General features: G+C 65.4%; 24 protein-coding genes, 1 tRNA gene and 2 pseudogenes. 18 read left to right on the forward strand and 9 right to left on the reverse strand.

The features are described 5' to 3' along the window. Positions 1-153 precede the first annotated feature (153 nt). From ACFLEY_RS18255 to ACFLEY_RS18265, 3 genes are read left to right on the forward strand one after another with little or no spacing between them, the layout of a single operon-like run. Positions 154-711, forward strand: a complete 558-nt coding sequence (locus ACFLEY_RS18255; RefSeq protein WP_028171470.1) for a GbsR/MarR family transcriptional regulator — start codon at positions 154-156, stop codon at positions 709-711. Positions 712-727: 16 nt separating this feature from the next. After that, positions 728-1393 (forward strand): DUF4166 domain-containing protein, encoded by a 666-nt coding sequence (locus tag ACFLEY_RS18260; protein ID WP_011088018.1) that lies wholly within the window; start codon positions 728-730, stop codon positions 1391-1393. Further along, complete coding sequence (locus ACFLEY_RS18265; protein ID WP_060912539.1) at positions 1390-2826, forward strand: TIGR01777 family oxidoreductase; 1437 nt, start codon at positions 1390-1392, stop codon at positions 2824-2826. Before ACFLEY_RS18260 ends, ACFLEY_RS18265 begins: the two co-directional genes overlap by 4 nt. Before the next feature lie 11 nt (positions 2827-2837). Here ACFLEY_RS18265 and ACFLEY_RS18270 read toward each other — a convergent pair whose 3' ends face one another. Beyond that, positions 2838-3689, reverse strand: a complete 852-nt coding sequence (locus tag ACFLEY_RS18270; protein ID WP_028171472.1) for a LysR substrate-binding domain-containing protein — start codon at positions 3687-3689, stop codon at positions 2838-2840. A 113-nt stretch (positions 3690-3802) separates the two neighbouring features. Between ACFLEY_RS18270 and ACFLEY_RS18275 the strand changes: the two genes are divergently transcribed. Next, positions 3803-4225 (forward strand): 4-oxalocrotonate tautomerase family protein, encoded by a 423-nt coding sequence (locus tag ACFLEY_RS18275; protein ID WP_028171473.1) that lies wholly within the window; start codon positions 3803-3805, stop codon positions 4223-4225. Positions 4226-4270: 45 nt separating this feature from the next. Here ACFLEY_RS18275 and ACFLEY_RS18280 read toward each other — a convergent pair. Beyond that, a pseudogene (locus tag ACFLEY_RS18280) lies at positions 4271-4985 on the reverse strand (DNA helicase). A gap of 199 nt (positions 4986-5184) precedes the next feature. Continuing rightward, the gene (gene lipB / locus ACFLEY_RS18285; RefSeq protein WP_060912538.1) at positions 5185-5934 is read right to left on the reverse strand and encodes a lipoyl(octanoyl) transferase LipB; all 750 of its coding nucleotides are present in this window, start codon (positions 5932-5934) and stop codon (positions 5185-5187) included. Positions 5935-6001: 67 nt separating this feature from the next. Between lipB and ACFLEY_RS18290 the strand changes: the two genes are divergently transcribed. From ACFLEY_RS18290 to ACFLEY_RS18300, 3 genes and pseudogenes are all read left to right on the forward strand, one after another. Next, on the forward strand, positions 6002-6244 hold the full coding sequence (locus ACFLEY_RS18290; RefSeq protein WP_011088012.1) for a FliM/FliN family flagellar motor switch protein: 243 nt from the start codon (positions 6002-6004) through the stop codon (positions 6242-6244). A gap of 222 nt (positions 6245-6466) precedes the next feature. Continuing rightward, a tRNA-Leu gene (locus tag ACFLEY_RS18295) sits at positions 6467-6551 on the forward strand. A gap of 329 nt (positions 6552-6880) precedes the next feature. Then, positions 6881-6994, forward strand: a pseudogene (locus ACFLEY_RS18300) (isochorismatase family protein); the annotation flags it as partial. Positions 6995-7023: 29 nt separating this feature from the next. Here the strand turns inward: ACFLEY_RS18300 and ACFLEY_RS18305 are convergent. Beyond that, complete coding sequence (locus ACFLEY_RS18305; RefSeq protein WP_063194972.1) at positions 7024-7281, reverse strand: hypothetical protein; 258 nt, start codon at positions 7279-7281, stop codon at positions 7024-7026. 292 nt (positions 7282-7573) lie between these two features. Here ACFLEY_RS18305 and ACFLEY_RS18310 point away from each other — a divergent pair, with 292 nt between their 5' ends. After that, a complete protein-coding gene (locus ACFLEY_RS18310) occupies positions 7574-7948 on the forward strand; it encodes a hypothetical protein (protein ID WP_011088010.1) in 375 nt (124 codons plus the stop codon). Positions 7949-7951: 3 nt separating this feature from the next. Here ACFLEY_RS18310 and ACFLEY_RS18315 read toward each other — a convergent pair whose 3' ends face one another. Together ACFLEY_RS18315 and ACFLEY_RS18320 are read right to left on the reverse strand one after the other, a co-directional pair. Further along, positions 7952-9262 (reverse strand): polysaccharide deacetylase family protein, encoded by a 1311-nt coding sequence (locus ACFLEY_RS18315; RefSeq protein ID WP_060912537.1) that lies wholly within the window; start codon positions 9260-9262, stop codon positions 7952-7954. Between the two features lie 179 nt (positions 9263-9441). Further along, entirely contained in the window at positions 9442-10248 is an 807-nt protein-coding gene (locus ACFLEY_RS18320; protein ID WP_082757065.1) for a polysaccharide deacetylase family protein, read from the reverse strand. A 77-nt stretch (positions 10249-10325) separates the two neighbouring features. On the opposite strand from ACFLEY_RS18320, the gene mgtE reads away from it, so the two are divergent. The 4 genes from mgtE (at position 10326) to ACFLEY_RS18340 (ending at position 14250) form a co-directional block, all read left to right on the forward strand. After that, positions 10326-11747 (forward strand): magnesium transporter, encoded by a 1422-nt coding sequence (mgtE, locus tag ACFLEY_RS18325; RefSeq protein WP_011088007.1) that lies wholly within the window; start codon positions 10326-10328, stop codon positions 11745-11747. A gap of 121 nt (positions 11748-11868) precedes the next feature. Further along, positions 11869-12171: a DNA-binding transcriptional regulator gene (locus ACFLEY_RS18330; protein ID WP_011088006.1), complete on the forward strand. Its 303-nt coding sequence runs from the start codon at positions 11869-11871 to the stop codon at positions 12169-12171. A gap of 130 nt (positions 12172-12301) precedes the next feature. After that, positions 12302-13120, forward strand: a complete 819-nt coding sequence (locus tag ACFLEY_RS18335) for an aldo/keto reductase (protein WP_011088005.1) — start codon at positions 12302-12304, stop codon at positions 13118-13120. Between the two features lie 149 nt (positions 13121-13269). Next, complete coding sequence (locus ACFLEY_RS18340) at positions 13270-14250, forward strand: hypothetical protein (protein WP_161534640.1); 981 nt, start codon at positions 13270-13272, stop codon at positions 14248-14250. 502 nt (positions 14251-14752) lie between these two features. On the opposite strand, the gene ACFLEY_RS18345 is transcribed toward ACFLEY_RS18340, so the two are convergent. Further along, the gene (locus ACFLEY_RS18345) at positions 14753-15469 is read right to left on the reverse strand and encodes a DUF599 domain-containing protein (protein ID WP_060912536.1); all 717 of its coding nucleotides are present in this window, start codon (positions 15467-15469) and stop codon (positions 14753-14755) included. Positions 15470-15592: 123 nt separating this feature from the next. On the opposite strand from ACFLEY_RS18345, the gene ACFLEY_RS18350 reads away from it, so the two are divergent. From ACFLEY_RS18350 to ACFLEY_RS18370, 5 genes are all read left to right on the forward strand, one after another. Further along, on the forward strand, positions 15593-16255 hold the full coding sequence (locus tag ACFLEY_RS18350) for a glutathione S-transferase family protein (protein ID WP_060912535.1): 663 nt from the start codon (positions 15593-15595) through the stop codon (positions 16253-16255). Between the two features lie 87 nt (positions 16256-16342). Continuing rightward, positions 16343-16711 carry a YidB family protein gene (locus ACFLEY_RS18355; RefSeq protein WP_028171531.1) on the forward strand — a complete coding sequence of 123 codons (369 nt, stop codon included), beginning with the start codon at positions 16343-16345 and terminating at the stop codon, positions 16709-16711. 187 nt (positions 16712-16898) lie between these two features. Next, positions 16899-17102, forward strand: a complete 204-nt coding sequence (locus ACFLEY_RS18360; RefSeq protein WP_011087923.1) for a hypothetical protein — start codon at positions 16899-16901, stop codon at positions 17100-17102. A 151-nt stretch (positions 17103-17253) separates the two neighbouring features. Further along, positions 17254-18240: a hypothetical protein gene (locus ACFLEY_RS18365; protein WP_060912534.1), complete on the forward strand. Its 987-nt coding sequence runs from the start codon at positions 17254-17256 to the stop codon at positions 18238-18240. Positions 18241-18282: 42 nt separating this feature from the next. Next, positions 18283-18723: a DUF1489 family protein gene (locus ACFLEY_RS18370; RefSeq protein WP_211433653.1), complete on the forward strand. Its 441-nt coding sequence runs from the start codon at positions 18283-18285 to the stop codon at positions 18721-18723. Between the two features lie 9 nt (positions 18724-18732). Here ACFLEY_RS18370 and ACFLEY_RS18375 read toward each other — a convergent pair whose 3' ends face one another. Next, positions 18733-19797: an IS630-like element ISRj1 family transposase gene (locus ACFLEY_RS18375; RefSeq protein ID WP_026192128.1), complete on the reverse strand. Its 1065-nt coding sequence runs from the start codon at positions 19795-19797 to the stop codon at positions 18733-18735. Positions 19798-19839: 42 nt separating this feature from the next. After that, positions 19840-20691 carry a pantoate--beta-alanine ligase gene (gene panC, locus ACFLEY_RS18380; RefSeq protein WP_060912533.1) on the reverse strand — a complete coding sequence of 284 codons (852 nt, stop codon included), beginning with the start codon at positions 20689-20691 and terminating at the stop codon, positions 19840-19842. Between the two features lie 278 nt (positions 20692-20969). On the opposite strand from panC, the gene ACFLEY_RS18385 reads away from it, so the two are divergent. Further along, positions 20970-21893 (forward strand): division plane positioning ATPase MipZ, encoded by a 924-nt coding sequence (locus tag ACFLEY_RS18385; protein WP_060912532.1) that lies wholly within the window; start codon positions 20970-20972, stop codon positions 21891-21893. Positions 21894-22143 lie beyond the last annotated feature (250 nt).

Below are 22143 nucleotides of genomic sequence, written 5' to 3' on the forward strand. Positions count from 1 at the left end.
CGGACACCCTGCCTCGACCCGTGCAAACGCTGAATAAGTCGTTTGGTTCCTGGCCTCTGGGAAGTTTTTAGGCAAATGCAGCGGACGGTATGCAGGGGGACAGGCCGTCGGGGAGCACTTGACAGTCAATCTCATCCGTCAGATATTTCTGTTATGACAGAAACGACCGGAAAGAAGAAACTCCCTGCCGCCGTCGAGCGCTTCATCCTGCATTGGGGCGACATGGGCGACGAATGGGGCGTCAACCGCTCGGTCAGCCAGATCCACGGACTGCTCTATCTGGCGGAAGCGCCGATGACCGCCGAGGACATCGCCGACACGCTCGGCATGGCGCGCTCCAACGTCTCCAACTCGATCAAGGAGCTGCTGGCCTGGAGCCTGATCCGGCGGGTGCCGATCCTCGGCGACCGCCGCGATCATTTCGAAGCCGAGACCGACATCTGGGAGGTTGCGGCCCGGATCGCGGCGCGGCGCAAGGAGCGGGAGCTCGATCCAGCGATCGTAGCGCTCCGGGCCTGCGTGTCCGATGCCGCCGACGATCCGACCATCAATCCGGTCGCGAGCAAACGGCTGAAGGAGATGCTCGCCTTCACCGAGCTCGCCGACCACTGGTTCATGCAGATGCTGAAGGTGCCGCGGCCGCGGCTGGTCGCCCTGATGCGGCTTGGCGAGAAGGTCGTCAACCTGCTGCCGCTGGGCAAGGTCAAATAGCGTCGGGGAGGGTGCGATGACGTCGGCTCGATTATCAGGTTCCAGCGCATCTCTTCCCACTCACGCCAAATTGCTCGACGACCGCCGCTTCCGTGCGTTGCTGTCGGACGAGGATTGGGGCCGCCTGCCGCTCGCGACCTGGCGGCGCTTTTCCAAGCGCGTCGCTGACGGCGACAGCGTCGTTTATGTCGGCGTCGTCGACGAGGTCGCTTTCAGCGACATCGGCTGGTGGCTCGCGCAGCTCGTACGCCTGATCGGCGGGCCATTGCCGACCGGCCGCGACACCGGCGTGCCGATGATCGTCACCGTCACCGAGGACGGCGCCAGCGGCGGCCAGACCTGGACGCGCATCTGCGCGCGCAAGCGCGGCTTTCCGCAGGTGATCCATTCCGCAAAGCGCTTCGCCGGTCCGACCGGGCTCGAGGAATATGTCGGCTTCGGCCTCTCGATGGCGCTGCGCATCGCGGTCGAGGACCAGGTGCTGACCTTCCGCAGCGCCGCTTACGGGCTCCAGCTCGGAAGCCTGTGGATTCCGTTGCCGCGATGGCTGACGCCGGGCGACCTCACGGTGACGCATCGCGATCTCGGCGAGGGCGCCTTCCGCTTCACCCTCGATCTCAGTCACCCGCGTTACGGTGCGCTGATCCACCAGTCCGCCACCTTCAGGGAGGCCGTATCATGACGCCGCTGTTGTGGATCCTCATCGCCGTCCAGATCGCGATGGGCGTGTTCGACACCTTCTATCACCACGAATTCACCGAGCGCCTGGCCTGGCGTCCGTCGCAGCGCTTCGAGCTGAAGCTGCACGGCGTCCGCAACATGCTCTACGCGCTGTTGTTCCTCGTGCTCGGCTGGCTCGAGGTTCATGGCCTGCTGGCGCTCTCGATCGTCGCGGTGCTGGTCGCCGAGGTCGTCATCACGCTGATGGATTTCGTCGAGGAGGATCTGAGCCGGAAATTGCCGCCGAGCGAGCGCATCAATCACACGCTGCTTGCGATCAACTACGGCGCCATTCTCGTCCTGCTGCTGCCGGTCCTGATCGACTGGGCGATGCGGCCGTTCGGCGTGACCGTCGTGTATCAAGGTCTGCTCAGCATCGCAGCGACCGCCTGTGCGGTCGGCGCAGCGCTCTGCGGGATCAGGGATTTTGCGGCGGTGCGCCGGCTCGGCCGCATGACGAGCGTGCCGGCGTACGGGCTCGTCGAAAAGCTCCCCGGGCGCAAGACCGTGCTGATCACAGGTGCCACCGGCTTCATCGGCAGCCGCCTCGCGGCGAGCCTCAGCGCGGCAGGGCATCACGTCATCGCGCTCATTCGCAACCCGGCGAAGGCCGAGCTGCTGCCGCCGCCGGTGACGCTGATCACCAGCCTCGATCAGCTCGCCTCGGACATGCGTATCGACGCCATCGTCAATCTCGCCGGCGAGCCGATCGGCAACGGCCTTTGGACCGAGGCGAAACGCGCAGAGATACTGAAGTCTCGCATCGACATGACCGGCGAGGTCGTCAAGCTGATCGCGCGGCTCGACCACAAGCCCGACGTGCTCGTCAGCGGCTCCGCGATCGGCTGGTACGGCCTGTGGGCCGACCAGGTGCTGACGGAGTCGGCGAAGTCGCATGCCTGCTTCAGCCACGAACTGTGCGCGGCGTGGGAGCAGGCGGCGCGGCCGGCGGAGGAGCTTGGCGTGCGCGTGGTCTATCTGCGCATCGGCCTCGTGCTCGGCACGGAAGGAGGCTTCATCACGCGCATGCTGACGCCGTTCGAGTTCGGCCTTGGCGGGCCGCTCGGCACCGGGCGGCAGTGGATGTCCTGGATCGAGCGCGACGATCTGATCCGGCTGATCGCCTATGTGATCGCGACGCCCGATCTCACTGGGCCCGTCAACGCCACCGCGCCGATCCCGGTCACCAACGCAAAGTTCACCGAGGAGCTCGGCCGCCGCCTGCATCGGCCCGCCGTGTTCCGCATCCCCGGCGGCCTACTGCGCCGGATCGGCGGCGGCTTTGCCGACGAGCTTCTGCTCGGTGGCCAGCGCGTGCTGCCGAACAAGGCGCTGAGCCGCGGTTTTGTGTTCCGGCACGAGACGCTGCGCAGCGCGTTCGAGGCGATCTTGTGAGGTGATGGACGTCAGGCGGCAACGCTCTTGAACGTCGCCGCCACCGCCCGCAGCGCCGCCAGCTTCGCGGGATCGCTGACCTTCGAATGCAGCATCACCTTCGAGCTGCCGAGTTTCGGCAGCTTGTGCGCGGGCCCGATGTCGATCAGCCCGGGAGGCGCGATCCGCCGCGCCAGCGGCGCGATGGCAAGTCCGGCAAGCGCGGCAGCGACCACTGCGGTGACGCCGCCTCCGACAAAACGTTCGCGCCAGGCGAGGCCGGCCCTGTCGAGCGCGCGGACCGCAATGGCGCGAACGCCGCAGGGCGGGGCGAGCGTCGCGAGCGGCAGCGGCTCACCCTTCGGCAGCGTGAAGCGTCGTGACGCGAACCAGCAAAACTCGTCCTCGGCGAGCTTCTCGCCGCCGCGGCGGCTGCCTTCCTGGCGGACGATCACCGCATCCAGCTCGCCCGCGTCATAGGCGTCCTGCATCTCGCGCGAGAAGCCGATGGTGACGGCGAGCGTGAGGTTCGCGGACATCGCGTGCAGCCGTTCGAGCAGTGGCACCAGTTCGGGGCCCGCGGCATGGTCGGAGATGCCGAGCGAGAGGGATTGTGCAGTCGATGTATCGCCGGACAGCGCGCGGTCATGCGCTTCCATCAGCGCACGGGCGCGATCGAGGAATGCGGCGCCGTCGGCGGTGAGCCGGACCGCGCGCGGCGAGCGCTCGACGAGGCGTTTGCCGAGCAACGTCTCCAGCCGCTGTAGCTTGAGGCTGACGGCGGCCTGGGTGGTGCCGAGCGCTTCGGCGGCGCGGGTAAAGCTCTGGAGATCGGCGACCAGCAGGAAGGCCTTGATGGTGGCGATGTCGAGTGTGGCTGTCATTATAGTTGGTTATCACTGGTATCAACAGAGATAAGATACCAAAATGACGAGGGGAGGTCTAGCTTTTCATCACCACCGCGCAACGCCAGTGCGGCATCTTGAGGAGAACGACCATGCCCCTGATCACCGTGTCCTACACCGCCTCGCGCCAATCGCCTTCGCTGAAGGCCGACATCGCCAGCGCCGTGTCCGAACTCACGGCAAAAATCCTGCACAAGGATCCCAAGGTCACCGCCATCATCGTGAAGTCCGTCGATGCCGGCGACTGGTTCGCAGGCGGCAAGTCACTCGCCGAGCAGAGGCTCGCCAGCTACTGGATCGACATCCATGTCACCGAAGGCACCAACACCAAGGACGAGAAGGCGGCCTATCTCGCCGCGATGTTCAAGCGCATGGCCGAGATTTTGGGCCCGCTTCATCCCGAGACCTATCTGCATGTCGACGAGGTCAAGGGCGACGCCTACGGCTTTGGCGGACTGACGCAGGAGCGGCGCTACATCGCCGGCAAGCTCGAGGTTGCGCTGAAGGCGGCATGACGTTGCGGGCCGCGGGTGAACCATCTCACCCGCGGCCCGAAGCCATCAGCTCGCCGCGCGGAACTGCACTTCGGCGTTGTTGATGAAGCACGTCTTGTCGAACAGCTTGAGGTCCAGCGGGTTCGGCAAGCGGACATCGTCGAGGTCGGGGCATGGCTTGAGTGAGGGATCATAGGACCGGTCGATCTGCGAGATGAAGACGACGATCAGCCCCTTGTCGCGCGCGAACGATTTCAGTGCGCGCACCTGAACGGTCAGGTCGGGGTTTTCCCGTCGCTGGTCGAGCAGTTGCAGATAGTCGATCACCACGACCGTGCCGCGGGGGGGCTGCGGCCATCTGCTTGACGACGTAATCGGCGCTGATCGCGTCGGAGCAATCGACCTCGAACATGTCAGCGAATTGCGCGGGGTCCACGCCGATCGCCCGAAGGCGTTCCAACACGTCTTTCTCGGTATATTCGAGCGAGAAGAACGCGGCGCGATGGCCCGACTTCATCGCCTCCACGGCAAGCTCGAGGCTCATCAGCGTCTTGCCCTGACCGGGGCGCGCCCCGACCAGCACCAGGTCACCCGGCCGGAATTGCGGGAACAGCCGATTGGACGGCGTCATCGCGGCGGCTTTTGCCGCAAGCATGCTCCAGGCGGAAAACCCTTCCGTCGTGGCGATGCGGTCAAGCGCGTGGTGGAGCGGAATGCCTTCCTCGCGGGACAGGCGCTTCGCCTTGCGCTTCAGATGATAGATGGGTGCAGAGAGTCTCATCGTCAAAACCTCCCATTGCGAGCATGGATCGCAACCCCTCCTTATGCCTGGCGCTCGAACAGTCGGCCGATGATCAACTCGCCCGGCATGAGGTCTGCTTTCCCGGCGGAGGGGGGAGGCGTGGGCGGCACCTGAAACAAGCATAGCCGATTCCATTACGAGCGGAGAACTCGCGCGGTCAGGCTCGAACAGGAAAATGTCAGGCGGCCGCTTCCGGCACCAGCGCGCGGGTCGGTCCGAACAGCTCTTCGAACGCCTGCCGAAGCGCAACGTCGACATCGGCCATCGTCACGAGCTGGCCGAGATCGACCAGCGAGGTGACGCCGTAGCGGGGATCGGCGACGCCGCAGGGCACGATCCCTGCAAAATGCGACAGCTCCGGCTCGACATTGATGGCGATGCCGTGGAACGAGACCCAGCGCTTCAGCCGGACGCCGATCGCGGCGATCTTGTCCTCGTGCTCCGATCCCTTGTCAGGCCGTTTCACCCAGACGCCGACCCGGTCCTCGCGCCGTTCGCCGCGGACGTTGAAGGCGGCGAGCGTCTTCAGGATCAGCTCCTCCAGGCTCGCGACATAGGCCCGGACATCAGGCCGGCGGCGCTTGAGGTCGAGCATGATGTAGGCCACTCGCTGGCCGGGCCCGTGATAGGTGAGCTGCCCGCCGCGCCCGGTGGCGAAGGTCGGGAATCGGGGATCGAGCAGGTCCGAATCCTTGCCCGAGGTGCCGGAGGTGTAGAGCGGGGGGTGTTCGAGCAGCCAGACCAGCTCGAGGGCCTCGCCGGCCGCGATCGCGGCAACCCGCGCCTCCATGGCGGCCACGGCCTCCGGATAGGGCACCGGCGCGTCCGAAATCCGCCACTCGACGGGCTCGCCGCCTGTGGCGGAAAACGACGTCAGATCGAGGTCTTGACGCTGATCTTGGCGGGGGTTTTGAGGCGAATTAACCATTGGCTAACCATAACGTGGTGATGATTGCAGGCGCAAATGCCAGTCTCAAGTTGCGGCGGTCCCGACAGTGCCCACTCTCGATAAAGTCACCGTGGATCTCATGGTCGTCCTCGGGACGACCACCATGCCGATCCATCAGGTATTACGTCTTTCCCGCGGCGCCATCATCGAGCTGGATGCAACCGAGGCCGACGAGGTCAAGGTTTTGGCCAACAACCTGCCGGTCGCCTCCGGCGTCGTGCTGGTCGACCGCAACCGGATCGCGGTCGAGGTCAAGCAGATGCTGCCACGCACGCCGGGCACGCGGTAGCGGCCTGGGCACGCGGTAGCGGCCTGGGCACGCGGTAACGGCCCAGGGCACGCGATAGCAGCCCGGGCATGCGGTAAAGGCCGATCCTGCGGGGAGGGCCGGAACTTTCCTGCCAAGCTTGTGGAATTCTGGGCCTTTGCAGGCTTGTACCCCTCTGATGGATTTGTTAGATCGGCGCCGTTGATCCGGCCGGCCCTCAAGCCTCAGGCCGGCATCCCCAAAGCGCTCGTGGCGGAACTGGTAGACGCGCTGCCTTGAGGTGGCAGTGAGTAAAATCGTGGGGGTTCGAGTCCCTCCGAGCGCACCACAAGGCCGAACTTGGCTTTGAAATCCCTGAAGTTTTTCTGATGTAGACCCGGGACTGGCATCACGCCGGTCCTCTTCCGCGCGCCGCTTGCGTCGGTCGGGCCGTCGCGTGACCGGTCCGATCGCTGACACCGTCAATCGATCCCGCGATTCGCCGGCGTGATGGAGCGCGCTGATGGCGCGGGGCTTCGCCCACCGCGGATGACCGCGGAACGACGGCTGTCGGACGCGCATGACAGCCGATGTGCTCGCCGCGTGCCGTCGCGCGGCCATGCGTTTGAAGGTGGAGGACGACGAGGGACAGCGCGTCGGAAGTTGCCGACATCCAGGGCGGAGACGGACGTCTGCGTCCTGTCGACGGTCCTGAGCGCTGTCGATCTCGGCTTCAGGGTCGTCATCGTCGAGGACGCGCTGTGCAGCTCGTCCGATGTCGCGCACGATGCGGGCGGGAGTAGGGTGATGATCCGCCCCCCTCAGCCATATTCCTCGCCGATGCCGTATTCGCGGTAGATCTCCAGCGGGTCGAGATCGGGAAACAGGCGGCATTTGGCCTGGGCGAGGTGCAGGCTCACCGCCGCCGGCTCCTTGCCGTTCGCAAGCATCTTGCGGATGTCGTCCATATGCGCGTTCGGCTGGTGCTTTGGCTCAAGCTGCTCCAGCGCGACCAGCGCCGTCGCGAGAGCTTCGGTCAGAACCCAGTCGTCGTGGCCCGTGATTCCCTTCTTCGGCATCGGCAGACCCCACATATGGCGGCGAGCCGCAGTCTATCGCGACTCCCGCCAGATCGCCATTGAGCGTTGCGGACATCCGTGTGCGGAACAGGCCGGCCGTCGTGGCCCGGCTTGCATTATGGCCGCGCGTGGTTAAAAGGCGGCGAGTTGAGGGCGATGGTATCTTTGTTGAAACGAAGTTGGCGTAGACGGGCCCGCGCGGCATTCGGGCCGGCTGTTCCGGCCTGTGTCCCATAATCGCTGAACGCGCAGCACGATCCGGTTGCGCGCATCTCTCTGGGCTGGAGCCAGCATGGTCTTTCTAAGCTTCGTCTACCGCTTCGTGACCAATTTCGCGTTCATGGCGATGGTCTATTTCAGCCTCAACTTCCTGGAGAAATATCAAAACCGGGCGATCGTCGCGATCCTGGTGCTGGTCTACACCGGCATGCGCGCGGCCTCGACGCTGCGTGCGTTCTACTTCTTCCAGAAGATCGAGAAGCTCGAAGCCGAGACCAAGCGCCTTCAGGCCCCGATCAACGATGGCGCTGGCGGAACCTCGACGCGCAAGCAGATCGTGACCGACGTTGCGCGGCTGCGCCGCGACGGCGAGCTCAAGTCCTATATGGACCTGTTCTTCCTGGCGCTGATCGTGCTGCTCTGCGTCGCCAACATCATGCGGCAGTAGAGCTTACTGCGCGCGCTTCTTCAGGCTGGCCACGCGGGTCGGACGCGGCGCGGCGTTCTGCGCAGTGCTCTTGGGAGCAGCGTTCTTGGGGGCAGCGCTCCTGGGGGCCGTGCCCTTGGCCTGCGCGGCATGCTTCGGTGCGCCGTGTGCCGCTTGGGCGGTGCGGCGCGCCTGCGACTTGGCAGCCTTGCTCGTGGCCGCACGGGGCGTCTCGGCCGCCATCGCCAGCCGTGTCGCGGCCCGCCGCGACAGCGTCGTGGACAGCAAGACCTCGATCGAGCCCTCGGGAATCGCGAAGAGATCGCGGTCGGGCACGGGCAGGGTGGCGGCGACGTTCGCCTGCGCCATGGTCCGGCGCGGCAGCAGCGGCTGATGCCCGGTCTGCCCATTGAGATCGGCAAGCGAGGGCGCCGGAAGCGTCTGGGTCTGCGTGAATACGAAGTTCGGCACGGCCGGCCAGCGCGCGATCGGCACGGTCTCGGTCGGCGGATGCAGCAGCCATTCCACCGGCGTGGTCGGCGTCGCCGGGCGGTCCGCGGTTGCGGGCACCACATGCACGATGCGATAACCGCGCGCCTTGAGATCGCGGATGATCTTGGGCAGCGCCGCCACCGTGCGGGCCTGGATGTCGTGCAGCAGCAGGATGCCCTTGCCCTTGGCCTCCAGCCGCTGGATCGCGAGCTGGTAGACGCGGTCGGACGACACGTGCCGCCAGTCGTCGGCGGGGAAATCGGCGCTCCAGACCTGGATGCCGCGCGAGATCAGATAGTTCTCGACGCCCTCGGCGCGCATCAGGCCGGGAATGCGGAAGAACGGCGCGAGCTTGGACGGATCGGTCATCGCGGCCGAAGTCCACTCGATGCCGCCGTTGATCTCGGGCTCGAATTTTTCGATTCCCATCCGGTCGAACGTCAGCGGATGGTTCATGCTGTGCGTGCCGACGGTGTGGCCCGCCGCGACAAGCTTGCGCACCCCTTCCGGGTTCGCCTTGGCCTGGCCGCCGATGATGAAGAAGGTCGCCTTGATGCACTCGTCGGCGAGGATCTGGAGCACCTGGTTGGAATATTTCGGCAGCGGACCGTCGTCGAAGGTCAGGACGACCTCGTGGTCCTTCAGCGGCAGCGTTTCGCGGTACTGCATCGTGCCGATGCGCGGATGCTCGTGCGGATCGACCACGAGGGTGCGGGAGGTCCCGAGCGCGTCCGGGTGGCCGGGACAGTCGGCTGCAAGGGCCGCCGGTGCGCCAACGGTCAGCAAGCCCAAACAAAGGACGATCCACGATCGCGTCCGAACAACAACGCTACTTCCGATCATGAATCCCGTCTGCCCTCATACGCGATTGTCGCCATAGTAGGTCGGAGACATCAGGAAACGGTTCAGGCACAAGAACCTTCCCCACGACGAGTCCGCTTCAATACTTGCACGGCGTAGCATGAACAGAGTGTTAATAGGCCCTAAATCACCCCATTTTGCGACGGCGTGACATTCCGGCATCAGCGCGTATCGGCATTCTTCTGCGCTGCGCCCGCCGGGACGACGTGAACCACCCGGTAGCCGTTCTCCCTCAGATACCGCAGGAAGGCCGGCATGATCGCGGCCGTGCGCGCCTTGGGATCGTGGAAGAGGATGATACCCTTGCCGGCCGCGGCGAGCCGCTCGGTGATCAGCTTCAGTTCCTGCTCCGGCGTCATCTCGTTCCAGTCGCTGGCCCAGAGGTCGGCGCCGAACACGACGATGCCGCGCGACTGGAGCAGGTCGAGCTCGGCTTGCGTCGCCTCGAAATAGGGGAAGCGGAAGAACGGCGTCGAGGGCGTCGTGGTCGAGGTCCCGTGCAGCGCCATCTCGTCGGCGGCGATGCCGCGGTCGATCTCGGCCTTGGCCTTGTCGAGCGGGATCCGCGCCATGAATGGGTGCGACCAGGTGTGATGGCCGATGGTGTGGCCCTCGCGCGCGATGCGCTTGACCACGTCAGGGTGTTCGGAGGCGTGCAGGCCGATCAGGAAGAAGGTCGCGCGCGCGCATTCCTGCGCCAGCGCCGCCAGCACCTTCGATGTCGTCGGCGGATAGGGGCCGTCGTCGAAGGTCAGCACGACCTCGTGATCGGCGAGCGGCAGCGTCTGCGGAAAGCTCTTCAAGCCCACGCGCGGCGTGGTCCTGGCGTCGACGCTCAGAATGCGCGAGGTGCCGAGCGCATCCTTGCGCGGGCACTCGGCGGCTTCAGTCGAGGCGATGCCGGCGAGGGCCGCGAGCACCGCGCCCGCCGACATCGATGTCCATTTCAGCCGAAGCATCTTTGCCATTGCGCTCGGAGTTGCCTTGTGGGTATTGCCTGAACCATCAGCTCAGACCACCAACCTGTCAAACGGCGAGGCGCACCATGGATGAACATATGGACGGTGCTCCATCCGCTGCGGCCTCGGTACTCGACCACGTGCCGATGCGCAATGAAGACGGCGAAATTCGTCATGAATTCGTCGAGGAAATTGCCCGTGCGATCGAGGCCGGCGACAGCGCCGCGCTGCGCGCCTGCGTTGCCGAGCTGCACGAGGCCGATCTCGGCGATCTCATCGGCGCATTGGAGCCCGACGACCGCGTCCGCCTGGTCGAGCTCACGGGCCGCGACTTCGACTTTTCGGCGCTGAACGAAGTCGACGAGAGCGTCCGCGAGGAGATCCTCGATGAGCTGCCGCCGGAGACGGTCGCGGAAGGCGTCCGCGAGCTCGAATCCGACGATGCGGTCGAGCTGCTGGAGACCCTCGACGAGGCCGAGCAGGAGGAGATCCTCGAGAAGCTGCCCATGCGGGAGCGCGTCGCGCTCGAGCGCAGCCTGCTGTATCCGGAAAATTCCGCCGGCCGCCGGATGCAGACCGAGTTCATCGCCGTGCCCCAGGATTTCACCGTGGGGCAGGCGATCGACTACATGCGCGAGACGCCGGATCTGCCCGACCGCTTCTACGAGATCTATGTCGTCGACAAGGACCAGCACTGGCAGGGCGCGATCTCGCTCGACGTGCTGCTCCGCGCCCGCCGCCCGGTGGCGCTTGCCGAACTGACCGACGAGGATCGCCGTCGCGTCTCCGTCCTGGAGGACCAGGAGGAGGTGGCGCGCATGTTCGGCAAGTACAATCTCGTCGCAGCTCCCGTACTCGACACCCAGGATCGCCTGGTCGGCGTCATCACCGTGGACGACGTCGTCGACGTCATCGAGGAAGAGGCGGACGAAGACCTCAAGGCGCTCGGCGGCGTCACCAGCGACGAAGAGCTGTCGGACACCGTGTTCACCATTGCCCGGGCGCGGTTCAATTGGCTGCTGGTCAATCTCGCCACCGCCTTCCTGGCGTCCTCCGTGCTCGGCCTGTTCGAGGGCCAGCTGGAAAAGATGGTGGCGCTCGCGGTGCTCGCACCGATCGTGGCGAGCCAGGGCGGCAACGCCGCGACCCAGACCATGACGGTCGCGGTGAGGGCGCTCGCGACCCGCGAGCTCGGCTCCTCCAATGCTTGGCGCGTGGTGATGCGCGAAGGCCTGGTCGGCCTCGTCAACGGCCTGGCCTTCGCCGTGATCACGGGCATTGCCGCGGTGGCCTGGTTCAAGATCCCCGGCCTCGGCATCGTCATCGGGCTTGCGATCATCTGCAACCTCGTCGCCGGCGCGCTCGGCGGCATCCTGATCCCGATGGCGCTCGAACGTGTCCGGGCCGATCCGGCGGTGGCGTCAGGGACGTTCGTGACGACGGTGACCGATGTGGTCGGGTTCTTCTCCTTCCTCGGGATTGCGACCTTGTGGTTCGGGTTGAGGTAGTAGCTCTCGTCTCCGCTCCGTCATTCCGGGCTCGCGCTCCGCGCGCCCCGGAATGACGGCCCGCCATCATCTTTAATCCGAACTTAAGCGACCTGACGCATCATCGCCCGGGCCTGGGGGAATGAACATGCGGTTGCGGCTGAAGGCGGATGGACGGATCGTCGAGTTGCGGGACGGGCAGGAATTTCCGGTCCAGCCCACGGCCAATGCCGCGCCGGCCGACACCGGCTCGCTCGCGGTGCGCGACCTGCGCCGCCGCGCCTGCCTGACCCAGATGGAGTTCGCCGCCAAGCTCGGCGTTCCCGTCGAGACCATCCGCAACTGGGAGCAGGGCAAGCGCGCCCCGCGGGGACCGGCCCGCGCGCTGCTCGCCGTGATCGCGCATGCGCCCGATACGGTGTTCCAGGCGCTTGCCAAAGCCTGACGCGAACCTCCCATTAGCATTGCGCTGAATAACCGGCCCGGTTGCAACGGCTTCCGTTGGCAGCCTCCCGGACCCGGTCCATAATGATGCCTGATGGTATTTGGGGCGACCGCAACAGAGAGGATTCCTCATGCTGTTCGTCGAGGCCAATGGCGCAAGGATCCCGGCGATCGGGCTCGGGACCTGGGAGTTGAGCGGGCGGCCATGCGCGCGCGTGGTCGAGCAGGCGCTGCGGCTCGGCTACCGCCACATCGACACCGCACAGGTCTACGACAATGAGCGCGAGGTCGGCGATGGCGTGCGCGCCTCCGGCGTGCGCCGCGACGACGTCTTCCTCACCACCAAGGTCTGGACCAACCATTTCGCGCCCAACGACCTCGAACGGTCGGTGAAGGAGAGCCTTGCGCGGCTGCGACTTCCCTCCGTCGATCTGTTGCTGCTGCACTGGCCCAATTCGCACGTGCCGCTGGCGGAGACGCTGGGCGCGCTGTCGCATGCCAGGCAAATGGGCCTCACGCGTCACATCGGCGTCTCCAATTTCACGGTGGCGCTGATCGAGCAGGCGGTCGCGCTGTCGCCGGAGCCGCTCGTCTGCAACCAGGTCGAATTTCACCCTTATCTGGACCAGGCCAAGGTGAGGGCGGCCTGCGACCAGCATGGGCTCGCGCTGGTCGCCTACAGCCCGATCGCCAGGGGGCGCATCAAGACCGACCAGACGCTCGCCGGGATCGGGCGGGCGCATCGCAAGACGCCGGCGCAGGTCTGCCTGCGCTGGCTCGTGCAGCAGAACGTCGCAGCGATCCCGCGCACCTCGCGCATCGAGCGTCTGTCGGAGAACATCGAGATCTTCGATTTCGAGCTCTCCGACGACGAGATGGCCCGGATCGCCGCGCTGGCCAATCCCAAGGGCCGCCTGACCGACTTTGGCTTCGCGCCAAAATGGGATTGAGGGCGGGCTGCCGTATGCCCAGCATGATCCGGAAAAGTGCGAAGCGGTTTTCCGATAAGATCATGCTCGAACAAGAGCCTAAAGCGGGATGACGGTTGATCCTAACCTCATCGCGCTTTAGGAGCAGGGCGGCAACCCAAGATCGGGCGATGGAACTGCGGAAGATCATACGGACGGACATTGCGGCGTCGGCGATCGCGCATCTGACGCTGGTGGCGCTGATCATCGTGATCAGCGAGGTCCATCCGTTCCATGCCGCGCCGCCCGAAGCTGTTGCGGTCGACATCGTCACGCCGGAGCAGGTCAAGGAGCAGGAGACGAAGGCGGAGGAGGCCGCAAAGGAGAAAGCGCCGGAGCCGACCCCGACCCCCGAGCTGAGACTGCCGAAGCTGGACGTCACCGACAAGGCGGATGCAGCGGCGAAGCCGGACGCCAAGCAGCAGGCCGCCTCGCAATCATCGCAGCAGAAAGCGTCGCCCGAACCGGAGCAGCCGACGCAGCAGAAACAGCCGCAGCCGCAACCCTCACAGACGCCGAAGCAACGTGAGGCCACCGCGCAGCCGCAGCAGCCTCAGCAACCGCAACCACAGCCGTCGCAGTTGCCGCCGCAACAGCCGCTGTCGCAGTCGCAATCTCAGCCCGCGCTGCAGCCCTCACAAGCGGTGCCGCAGCCGCAGGCCGCGCCTCCGGCCTATCAGGCCCCCGAGCCCGACGTCACCGTCAAATACGGCGTGATGCTGGGCCTGCCGCCGGAACTGCCGGTCGAGCCGAAAGACGCGCCGAGGGATGACGGCGGCGATGCCAAGGATTCCATCGGAGCCAAGCTGCCGCCCGAGGTCATTGCCGAGCTTCGTCGGCGCCTCAGGAGCTGCGCAAAACTGCCGGCCGGTGTCGCGCCGACCGACCCGGTGCGCATCAAGCTGCGCGCGGTGTTCGCCACCGACGGCACGCTGGCGCGCCCGCCGATCCTGATCGAAGCCCCGCCATCCGCGAAGGGCGTGGCCATCGTGAAGTCGGCGACGAGCGCGCTCCAGGCCTGTCAGCCGTACAAGATGCTGCCGGCCGACAAATACGAGGAATGGAAGGTGTTGGACCTGCCGTTCACGCCGCAGGATTTCGGCGGGGGATAAGTTGCCTCGCGGCTATCCGCGCGCGGCGAGACAGGCGCGGACCTTGTCGGCGGCGGGCGGATGCGGCATTCACGTCAACCGGCGTGGTGCCGGCGACTTTCGCGAGAGTGAGGGAGGCCAGCAGGAACTCGGCTCCCGGGAGAGCACGGCATAAGCCGTCCAACCACTGCGCAGGGAAGGCCGAGTGATTGGCTACACCTGTATGCTGCTGTGCGGTTCTTCCTGCGTGTGCTTTTCGCGCAGCGGACCGCGGGTGCCAGCCGGCACCCGGCCTTCCCTGCGCCCTCTTGGCTCAAGAGAGCAGAGCGACGAAGCAAAGCTCGGGCGAATTACGCCGCGAGGATGTGAAGGCGTGTCTGCAAATTGAGATGCGGATTGGAGCATGGCGATGCCGCCCCTTGCTCCGTCATTGCGAGCGCAGCGAAGCAATCCAGAATCCCTCCGCGGAAAGACTCTGGATTGCTTCGCTGCGCTCGCAATGACGACGTGGAGAGAGTTGGGGTCAATGCCCGCGCTTCCGCATCTCCTCATCCCCGGCCACCTCAGGCGCCATCGCCGACCATGCGCTCGAGGCGAATTGCCGGCGCCATGTCACGATCACCACGGCCGCCGTGGTCACGAACAGCACCCAGGGGCTGACGAACCAGCCAAGATAGCCGAGCGCGAAGAAGAAGGCGCGCTGGCCGCGGTTGAAATGACGGCCGGCGGATTCGAACAGGCGCGTGGTGCGGATGACATGGGCTTCGGCCGCAGGCGTGTCGCGCTGGGACGCCGGCGGCATGCCGCCGAACAGGATGGCGACATAGTTGAACAGGCGATAGGCCCAGGCGAACTTGAAGAAGGCGTAGACGCAGATCAGCACGAGACCGACGCATTTCAGCTCCCACATTGCGGGCGAGGTGCTGAGGTCGGTCGGCAGCTTGCTCAGGATCGTGATGGCGTCGTTGGTCGCGTGCAGCAGCGCCAGCGCGCCGCCGAGTGCGATGAGGCTGGTGGAGGCGAAGAAGGCGGTGCCGTTCTGGAGCGAGGCCATGATCTGCATGTCGACCATGCGCGTCTCGCGGTCGAGCAACCGGCGCACCCAGACCTCGCGATAACGGTTCATGCGCGCCGACAGGCTGTCGCGGCCATAGGCCGAGTGTTCCAGGGTCAGGGCATAGACCAGCCATTCGACGATGAAGAAGCCGACGGCGGTGATGTCGACCCAATGCCTGCTCATGTCTCTCTCCTCGCGAGCATCGCAACGATTGCCACGCAAGGCCGGGCGCAGCAACGATTGATTGATGGCAGGCGATGGCGCTAAAAGCACCGCATCCAGAGGACTTGGGAAGGACCAGTGGACATGGCTGCACTAAAACTTGCCATCGGCAACAAGAACTACTCGTCATGGTCGATGCGGCCCTGGCTCGCGCTGCGCGCCAACGACATCCCGTTCGTGGAGACCCTCATCCCGCTCTACACGGATAACCCCGCGGACAAGGAGCAGATCCTGTCCTTCAGCCGCGCCGGCAAGGTGCCCGTGCTGGTCGACGGCGAGACCACGGTGTGGGATTCGCTCGCGATCATCGAATACATCGCCGAGCGCTACCCGGAAGTGAAACTGTGGCCCGATGATGCCGCGGCCCGCGCCCATGCCCGTTCGGTGTGCGCCGAGATGCATTCCGGCTTTGTCGCCTTGCGCAGCGAATGCGGCATGAACCTGCATCGGCCGATCCGTCCCGTGGCGCTGTCGGCCGATGCGAAGGCCAACGTGACCCGCATCGAGGAGATCTGGCGCGAGTGCCGGGCGCGTCATGGTGCCAGGGGACCGTTCCTGTTCGGCCGCTTTGGCGCGGCGGACGCGATGTATGCGCCGGTCGTGCACCGCTTCCGCACCTACGCGATCGAGGTGGCACCGGATACCAAGGCCTACATGGAGACGATGATGGCGCTGCCGGCATTCCAGGAATGGACCCGCGAGGGGCTTGCCGAGACGCTTGTCATCGCGAAGTTCGAGGACGCGTAACCCGCGAATGTGATCGGGCGCCGCTTGACGATACACCAGCCCGCGGCGCTCAATCGTACCGAGTTGCGGCTTGGAAGAGGGCACGCCATGGGAATCCTGGACTCGCTGGAAAACAACCCCGCGCTCCGCAGCGCGCTCGGCCAGCTCGGCGCCGCCGTGCTGCCGGCCGTCTTGAGCGAGGTGCTCGGCAGCAACAATCAGGGCGGCCTCAGCGCGATCGTGGCCAAGCTTCAGCAGGCCGGGTTCGGTGACCAGGTCAAATCCTGGCTCGGCAACGGCCAGAACCTGCCGATCTCGGCCGACCAGCTCCGCGCCGTGCTCGGCAACGACACCGTCCGCCAGCTGGCTGCGCGCTACAACATCCCGGTTGACCAGCTGGGCCAGATCCTGGCCCAGGAGCTGCCCAAGGCGGTGGACCAGGCCAGCCCGCAGGGTCATCTGCCCCATACCGCCTGAGGCCCGGTTCCAGCGGTATTAGCGTGGCCCGCTGTTCCCGTTATCGTCCTGAAAAGACTTCAAGATTGGCGTGTTTGCCATGCTCGCATGAGGCTGGCCAAAAACGCCGCATGCGTGCTATATAACGGCTGGGTTTCCGGCCGGCCATCGCAGTGGGACCATGGGCGAGGCAGGCGTTGTTTGAGTAATGGAGAGGGTGTTGAAGCACAAATTCCCCGTTGGAACGCGCGTATTGTTCACGGCCAGCAACGTCGCGCGCCCGGCTGCCAGCGGCTCGTATGAGATCATCCGCCTGTTGCCGACGGAAGGTGACGACTGCCAGTACCGGATCAAGAGCTCGACTGAAGCCTTCGAACGGGTCGCCAAGGAAAGCCAGCTCGCGCTCTCCTGAGGCACCGCCGCCCGTTGATGTCGCGGACGAATTTCCTGCGCTCGCCGTCAAAAGGCCCGCTTCACCTTCACAAGGTGGGTCGGGGGCAGTTGCCGGCTCACGGTGCTCGCTTTGACCATTCGCTCTTTGCTCGCGTGAGGGGACGTCGCGCATGAACTGGGCATGGGCCTCGTCGCTCGACCAAATCTGGCGCTCGCCGGCCGTCCCGATGTGGATGACGCTGGCGGCTGCCGGCTTTTTCGGATTGATCCTCATGATCACGCTGCTGCGCGCCGAGAGATCGGTTGCCAACGGTGCGCTGACCGTCATCACGCTGCTTGCCATTGCCATCGCGGTGGCTGCCACGGCGCACCTCTATGGACCGGACGGGCAGGCCGCTCCAGCCGAGGCGCGCGCGCAGGGCGTTATTACCGCGAGCCTGCCGGCGCTGTCCTGCCTTGACGATCTTGCCGGCGATGCGGTGGCCATTGGCTGCGAGAAGGCGCTGTTCGGTTCGCCGGATGCGGCGGCCGCGGCCGTCTCCTACACCGCCGCCAGGATCGACCGGCTGACCGCGCTCGGCGACGCCGCGACCGTCGACAAGAGCCTGACGCTGGACATGAAGGTGCTGCGCAAGGCGCTGGAGCGCGATCGCTACGGCCTCGTCGCGCAGGTGCTGATCGCCCGCGACGGCTGCACCCGGTTCGATTGCGCCGCCTTCCGCTCGCTGACCGATCAGCAGCAGGTCGCCGCCAACATGGAGTCCCATCTCTACGACATGCTGGTCGCACGCTATGCGCCCACCTGGAACGCGCCCGCGGCGGCAGCACCGGCCGCAGGTGCGCTCGCCGCGCTGCCGCCGTCGATGCCGACGGGCAAGCCGACCAACGCTGAATTCCCGAGCGCCTCGTCGACGCCGCCGGTGAGCATCATGAATCCGGAACCGCCTACAGCGGCGGCGCGCCAGGCCGCGCCGGCAGCGAACGCAGCGCCGGCTCCGCGCGCGCCGGCCACGACCTCGGCGCAGGCCGCAGCGCCTGCGGCACCGGCCGCGAAGAAGCCGCCGGCACCGAAGGCTGCGCGCGCACCGGCAGCTGCACCGGTTCCGCTGGCACCGCCGCCGGCTGCTGCGGCTCCCGCGGCTGCGGATAACGAATAGTTCGGCTTTGAAAACCTGCGGCCGGCCCGCTAATGCTGGGGCATGCCACTCCATCTGATCAAGCTCGCCGTCGGCTGCGACTCCGTCAAGGAATTGAAGGAGTGGGTGGCCGAACGGATGCAGACCACCAAGAAGAAGGGTCTGCCGCAACATCACATCCACATCACCCGAATGGTGCCCAAGCGCGACGCCGAGATCCTCTCGGGCGGGTCGCTCTATTGGGTCATCAAGGGCGAGATCGCCGCGCGCGAAAAGATCATCGGCATCGAGCCGTTCCGCGACAAGGACGGCATCGGGCGCTGCCGGATCGTGATGCAGCCGAAGGTGATCCCGGTCTCGCCGCGGCCGATGCGCCCGTTCCAGGGCTGGCGCTATCTCGCGGACGATTCCGTACCGCCCGATCTCGGCAAGTCCGCCGCCGGCACGATCGCGGCGATGCCGGAGCCGATGCGGCGCGAGCTGCGCGATCTCGGATTGCTCTAGTACCCGGAATCAGAGCTGAGTGATACGGCGGCCTTTGAAACGGCGTTGACGGACCTTTTTCTTGGTCCAGACGAAGGGCTCGGCTCTGTCGTTGTATGCGTTGACGTAGGCATCGATGTGTTCCTGAAGCTGCTTGAGGCTCGTGAAGGAGGTGCCGCTGAGCGACTGCCCCTGCAAGATGGAAAACCATACTTCGACCTGATTGAGCCATGACGCACTTGTCGGCGTGAAATGAAATTGCACGTTGGGGTGGGCCTTGAGCCAGTCCTCGTTCTTTTTATGGGTGTTGAGGTTGTCGAGGATGACGTGAAGCTTGCGGTTCGGAAAAGCCGCGGTGACGCTGTTCATGAAATCGAGAAACTCGACGCGGCGCCGGCGTTTTGAATGGGTCGCGATGATCTTTCCGGTGGCGACTTCGAGCGCCGCAAACAATGTTGTGGTGCCATGCCGCTTGTAATCGTGGCTTTGGCCGGTCAAGGCGCGGCCATTGGGCAACTTCAGATAACCCTGCGCTCGCTCCAAAGCCTGGATCGAGGGCTTCTCGTCCACGCACAGCACAATGGCCTTCGCCGGCGGCGCGACATAGAGGCCGACAACATCGGCGGCTTTGGCCGTAAAGTTCGGGTCGTTGCTCTCGCACCAGGACTTGCGAGCCACCAGGTCAATCTTGTGGCTGCGCAGGAACCGCCAGACATATTGGACATCGACATCGCCCAGCGCCTCGGCCAGCAGGGGGCCGGTCCAGCGCGCAAACCCTTGCGGTGGCGGCTTATCCAGCAGCTTCAGAATCCGCTTGTCGGTCGTCTTCGTATAGATCGGCTGCTTGCCAGGCCGCGGCTTGTCTTGCAGCCCTTCAAGGCCATGGTCGGCATAGCGATGCCGCCAAAGGCTGACAATCCGCGGCTGGACCCCAACTTCCTTGGCGATCGACCGGGTGCTGCGCCCATCCGCCGCCAACAGAACTATCCGCGCCCGCTTCAAATCGCGCTGCAACGTCACCGGTGAGCGACAGCACGCCTCAAGCACCTTGCGATCTTTCCTCGAAAGGTGGACTTCTCTTGCTTCGGGTATCATCCCGACCTTGAATCACGACTCACGTTCCAAGAAAAGTGGGTACTAGACCTCGATATTGTCGATCAGCCGGGTCGTGCCGAGCTTGGCTGCGACCAGGATCCGCAAGGGGCCGTCCTTACGCGAGGTGACCTGTGCCAGCGTCTCGGCGTGGCGGGCCTCGAAATAGTCGAGCACGAAGCCGGCCGCCTTGATGGTCGCGGCGCCGCGCGCCATCGCCGGCGCGATGGCCTCGCCGGCGCGGATGCGGCCGGCGCTGTCCTTCATGGCGCGGTAGAGCGTGGTCGCGGTCTGCCGCTCCTGCGGTGAGAGATAGACGTTGCGCGATGACATCGCGAGCCCGTCGCGCTCGCGCACGGTGCGGGAGCCGATCACCTTGACGCCAAGATCGAGGTCCCGCGCCATCTGCGTCACCACCCGCAATTGCTGAAAGTCTTTCTCGCCGAAGATCGCAAAGTCCGGCCGGCATTGCGTGAACAGCTTGCCGACGACGGTGGCGACGCCACCGAAAAAGTGGGGCCGGAAGCGATCCTCGAGGCCGGCCAGGGCCGGACCCTCCGGCACGATTCGGGTAGCAAAGCCCTCCGGATACATGGCCTCGACGCCCGGGTGCCAGACGATGTCGACGTCCTCGGCCGCGAGCTTGGCGATGTCGGCCTTCCAGGTTCGGGGATAGGCGCCGAAATCCTCGGTCGGGGCGAATTGAGTCGGGTTGACGAAGATCGAGACTACGACGCGGCTGGCGCGCCGCTTGGCGAGGCGCACCAGCGACACATGCCCGTCATGGAGCGCCCCCATGGTCGGGACCAGCGCGATCGTGGCCTTTCGCTTGCGAAGATTGTCGGCGGCGCGTCGGAGCGCAGGGACCGTGCGGGCGATCAGAGGGCTTCGTGACATCAGGACTCAGGGGGCTTGGGGATGGGTGGGGCGCGGCGTGCAGCCGGCTAACCTTAACGAGCAGCGATCGTGGACGCCATGCATCCGGATGCGGCACAGCATCCCGCGCAATGCCGCGCACGACGTCGCGACATTGTGGGCTGAATCACAGACGCGAGGCGGCGACGCAATTCACGATGAAGACTAACGCACTGTGATTTCGCTATCCTGTCACGCATTTCACTTGACCGCAGTCGCGGCCAACTTGAAGATATTGCTTAGGGGTGTTGAGGATCACCATGCTTGTGCAGGCTAGCCAAGGCCAATCCGGCTCGGCGCACGTCGTTGTGCTGGGCAACGAGAAGGGCGGCTCCGGCAAATCGACCACTGCCTTGCACATCGCGGTCGCGCTCCTGAAGGCCGGTCAGCGCGTTGCCACCATCGACCTCGACTGCCGCCAGCAAAGCTTCACCCACTACATCAACAACCGCGCCGCCTGGGCCCGTCGCACCAAGCTCGATCTCGAGCTGCCGGTGCATCGCTGCATCAAGCTCGGCGAGACCATGCAGATTGCCGAGAACGAGAACTCCGAGTTCCAGCAGTTCATGGAGGCGGTCTCTGCGGTCGAGAGCAGTTTCGATTTCATCGTCATCGATACGCCCGGCACCGACAGCTACCTGATGCGGCTCGCCCATTCGATGGCCGACACGCTGGTCACGCCGATCAACGACAGCTTCCTCGATTTCGACGTGCTCGGCACCGTCGACCCCGCCAACTATGCGGTCACCGGCGAGAGCCACTATGCCGAGATGGTGCGGGATGTCAGGCGCAAGCGTCGCCAGCTCGACGGCTCGAGCACCGATTGGATCGTGGTGCGCAACCGCCTGTCCATGCTCGGCTCCCGCAACAAGCAGCTTGTCGCCGACGGCTTGAAGGATTTGTCGCTGCGGCTCGGCTTCCGCTACATCGACGGTTTCGCCGAGCGCGTCGTCTACCGCGAATTCTTCCCGCGCGGCCTCACCGCGCTCGACGAGATCGACGAGGCGACGCTCGGCATGCGGCCCAATCTCGGCCATCTCACCGCGCGGGAAGAGGTGACGAGCCTGCTCCGCCAGCTCAAGCTGCCGCTCGACGAGCGCGGCCGCCGCCGCGCGGCCAACCGCGCCGAGTGGTTCAGCCAGGTCGACAAGCCGCTCGAGGTCCACGACATCCTCGGCGCCTGATTTAGCGGTATATCGCTACTGCCAGCGGCCTGATAAGCCGGTCCCCCGCAGGAACTGAGCCCGCCCTCGGCCGTTTTCACTCTACGTTTACTGCGAAATTGCACCCAATCGAGACCGGTTGCATCGGATGGTGATCTGCTCCCTGACGTAGCCGTATGAGAGGAGGATGCCCAAGAAACGTGTGCGGCGCACAATGAAAGGGCTGCCAGTTCACAATATTTGGCCTTCCTGTCACGCGGCTGTGACATAT

The organism is Bradyrhizobium sp. YCK136, from assembly GCF_044570075.1.
Classification (GTDB): Bacteria; Pseudomonadota; Alphaproteobacteria; order Rhizobiales; family Xanthobacteraceae; genus Bradyrhizobium; species Bradyrhizobium diazoefficiens.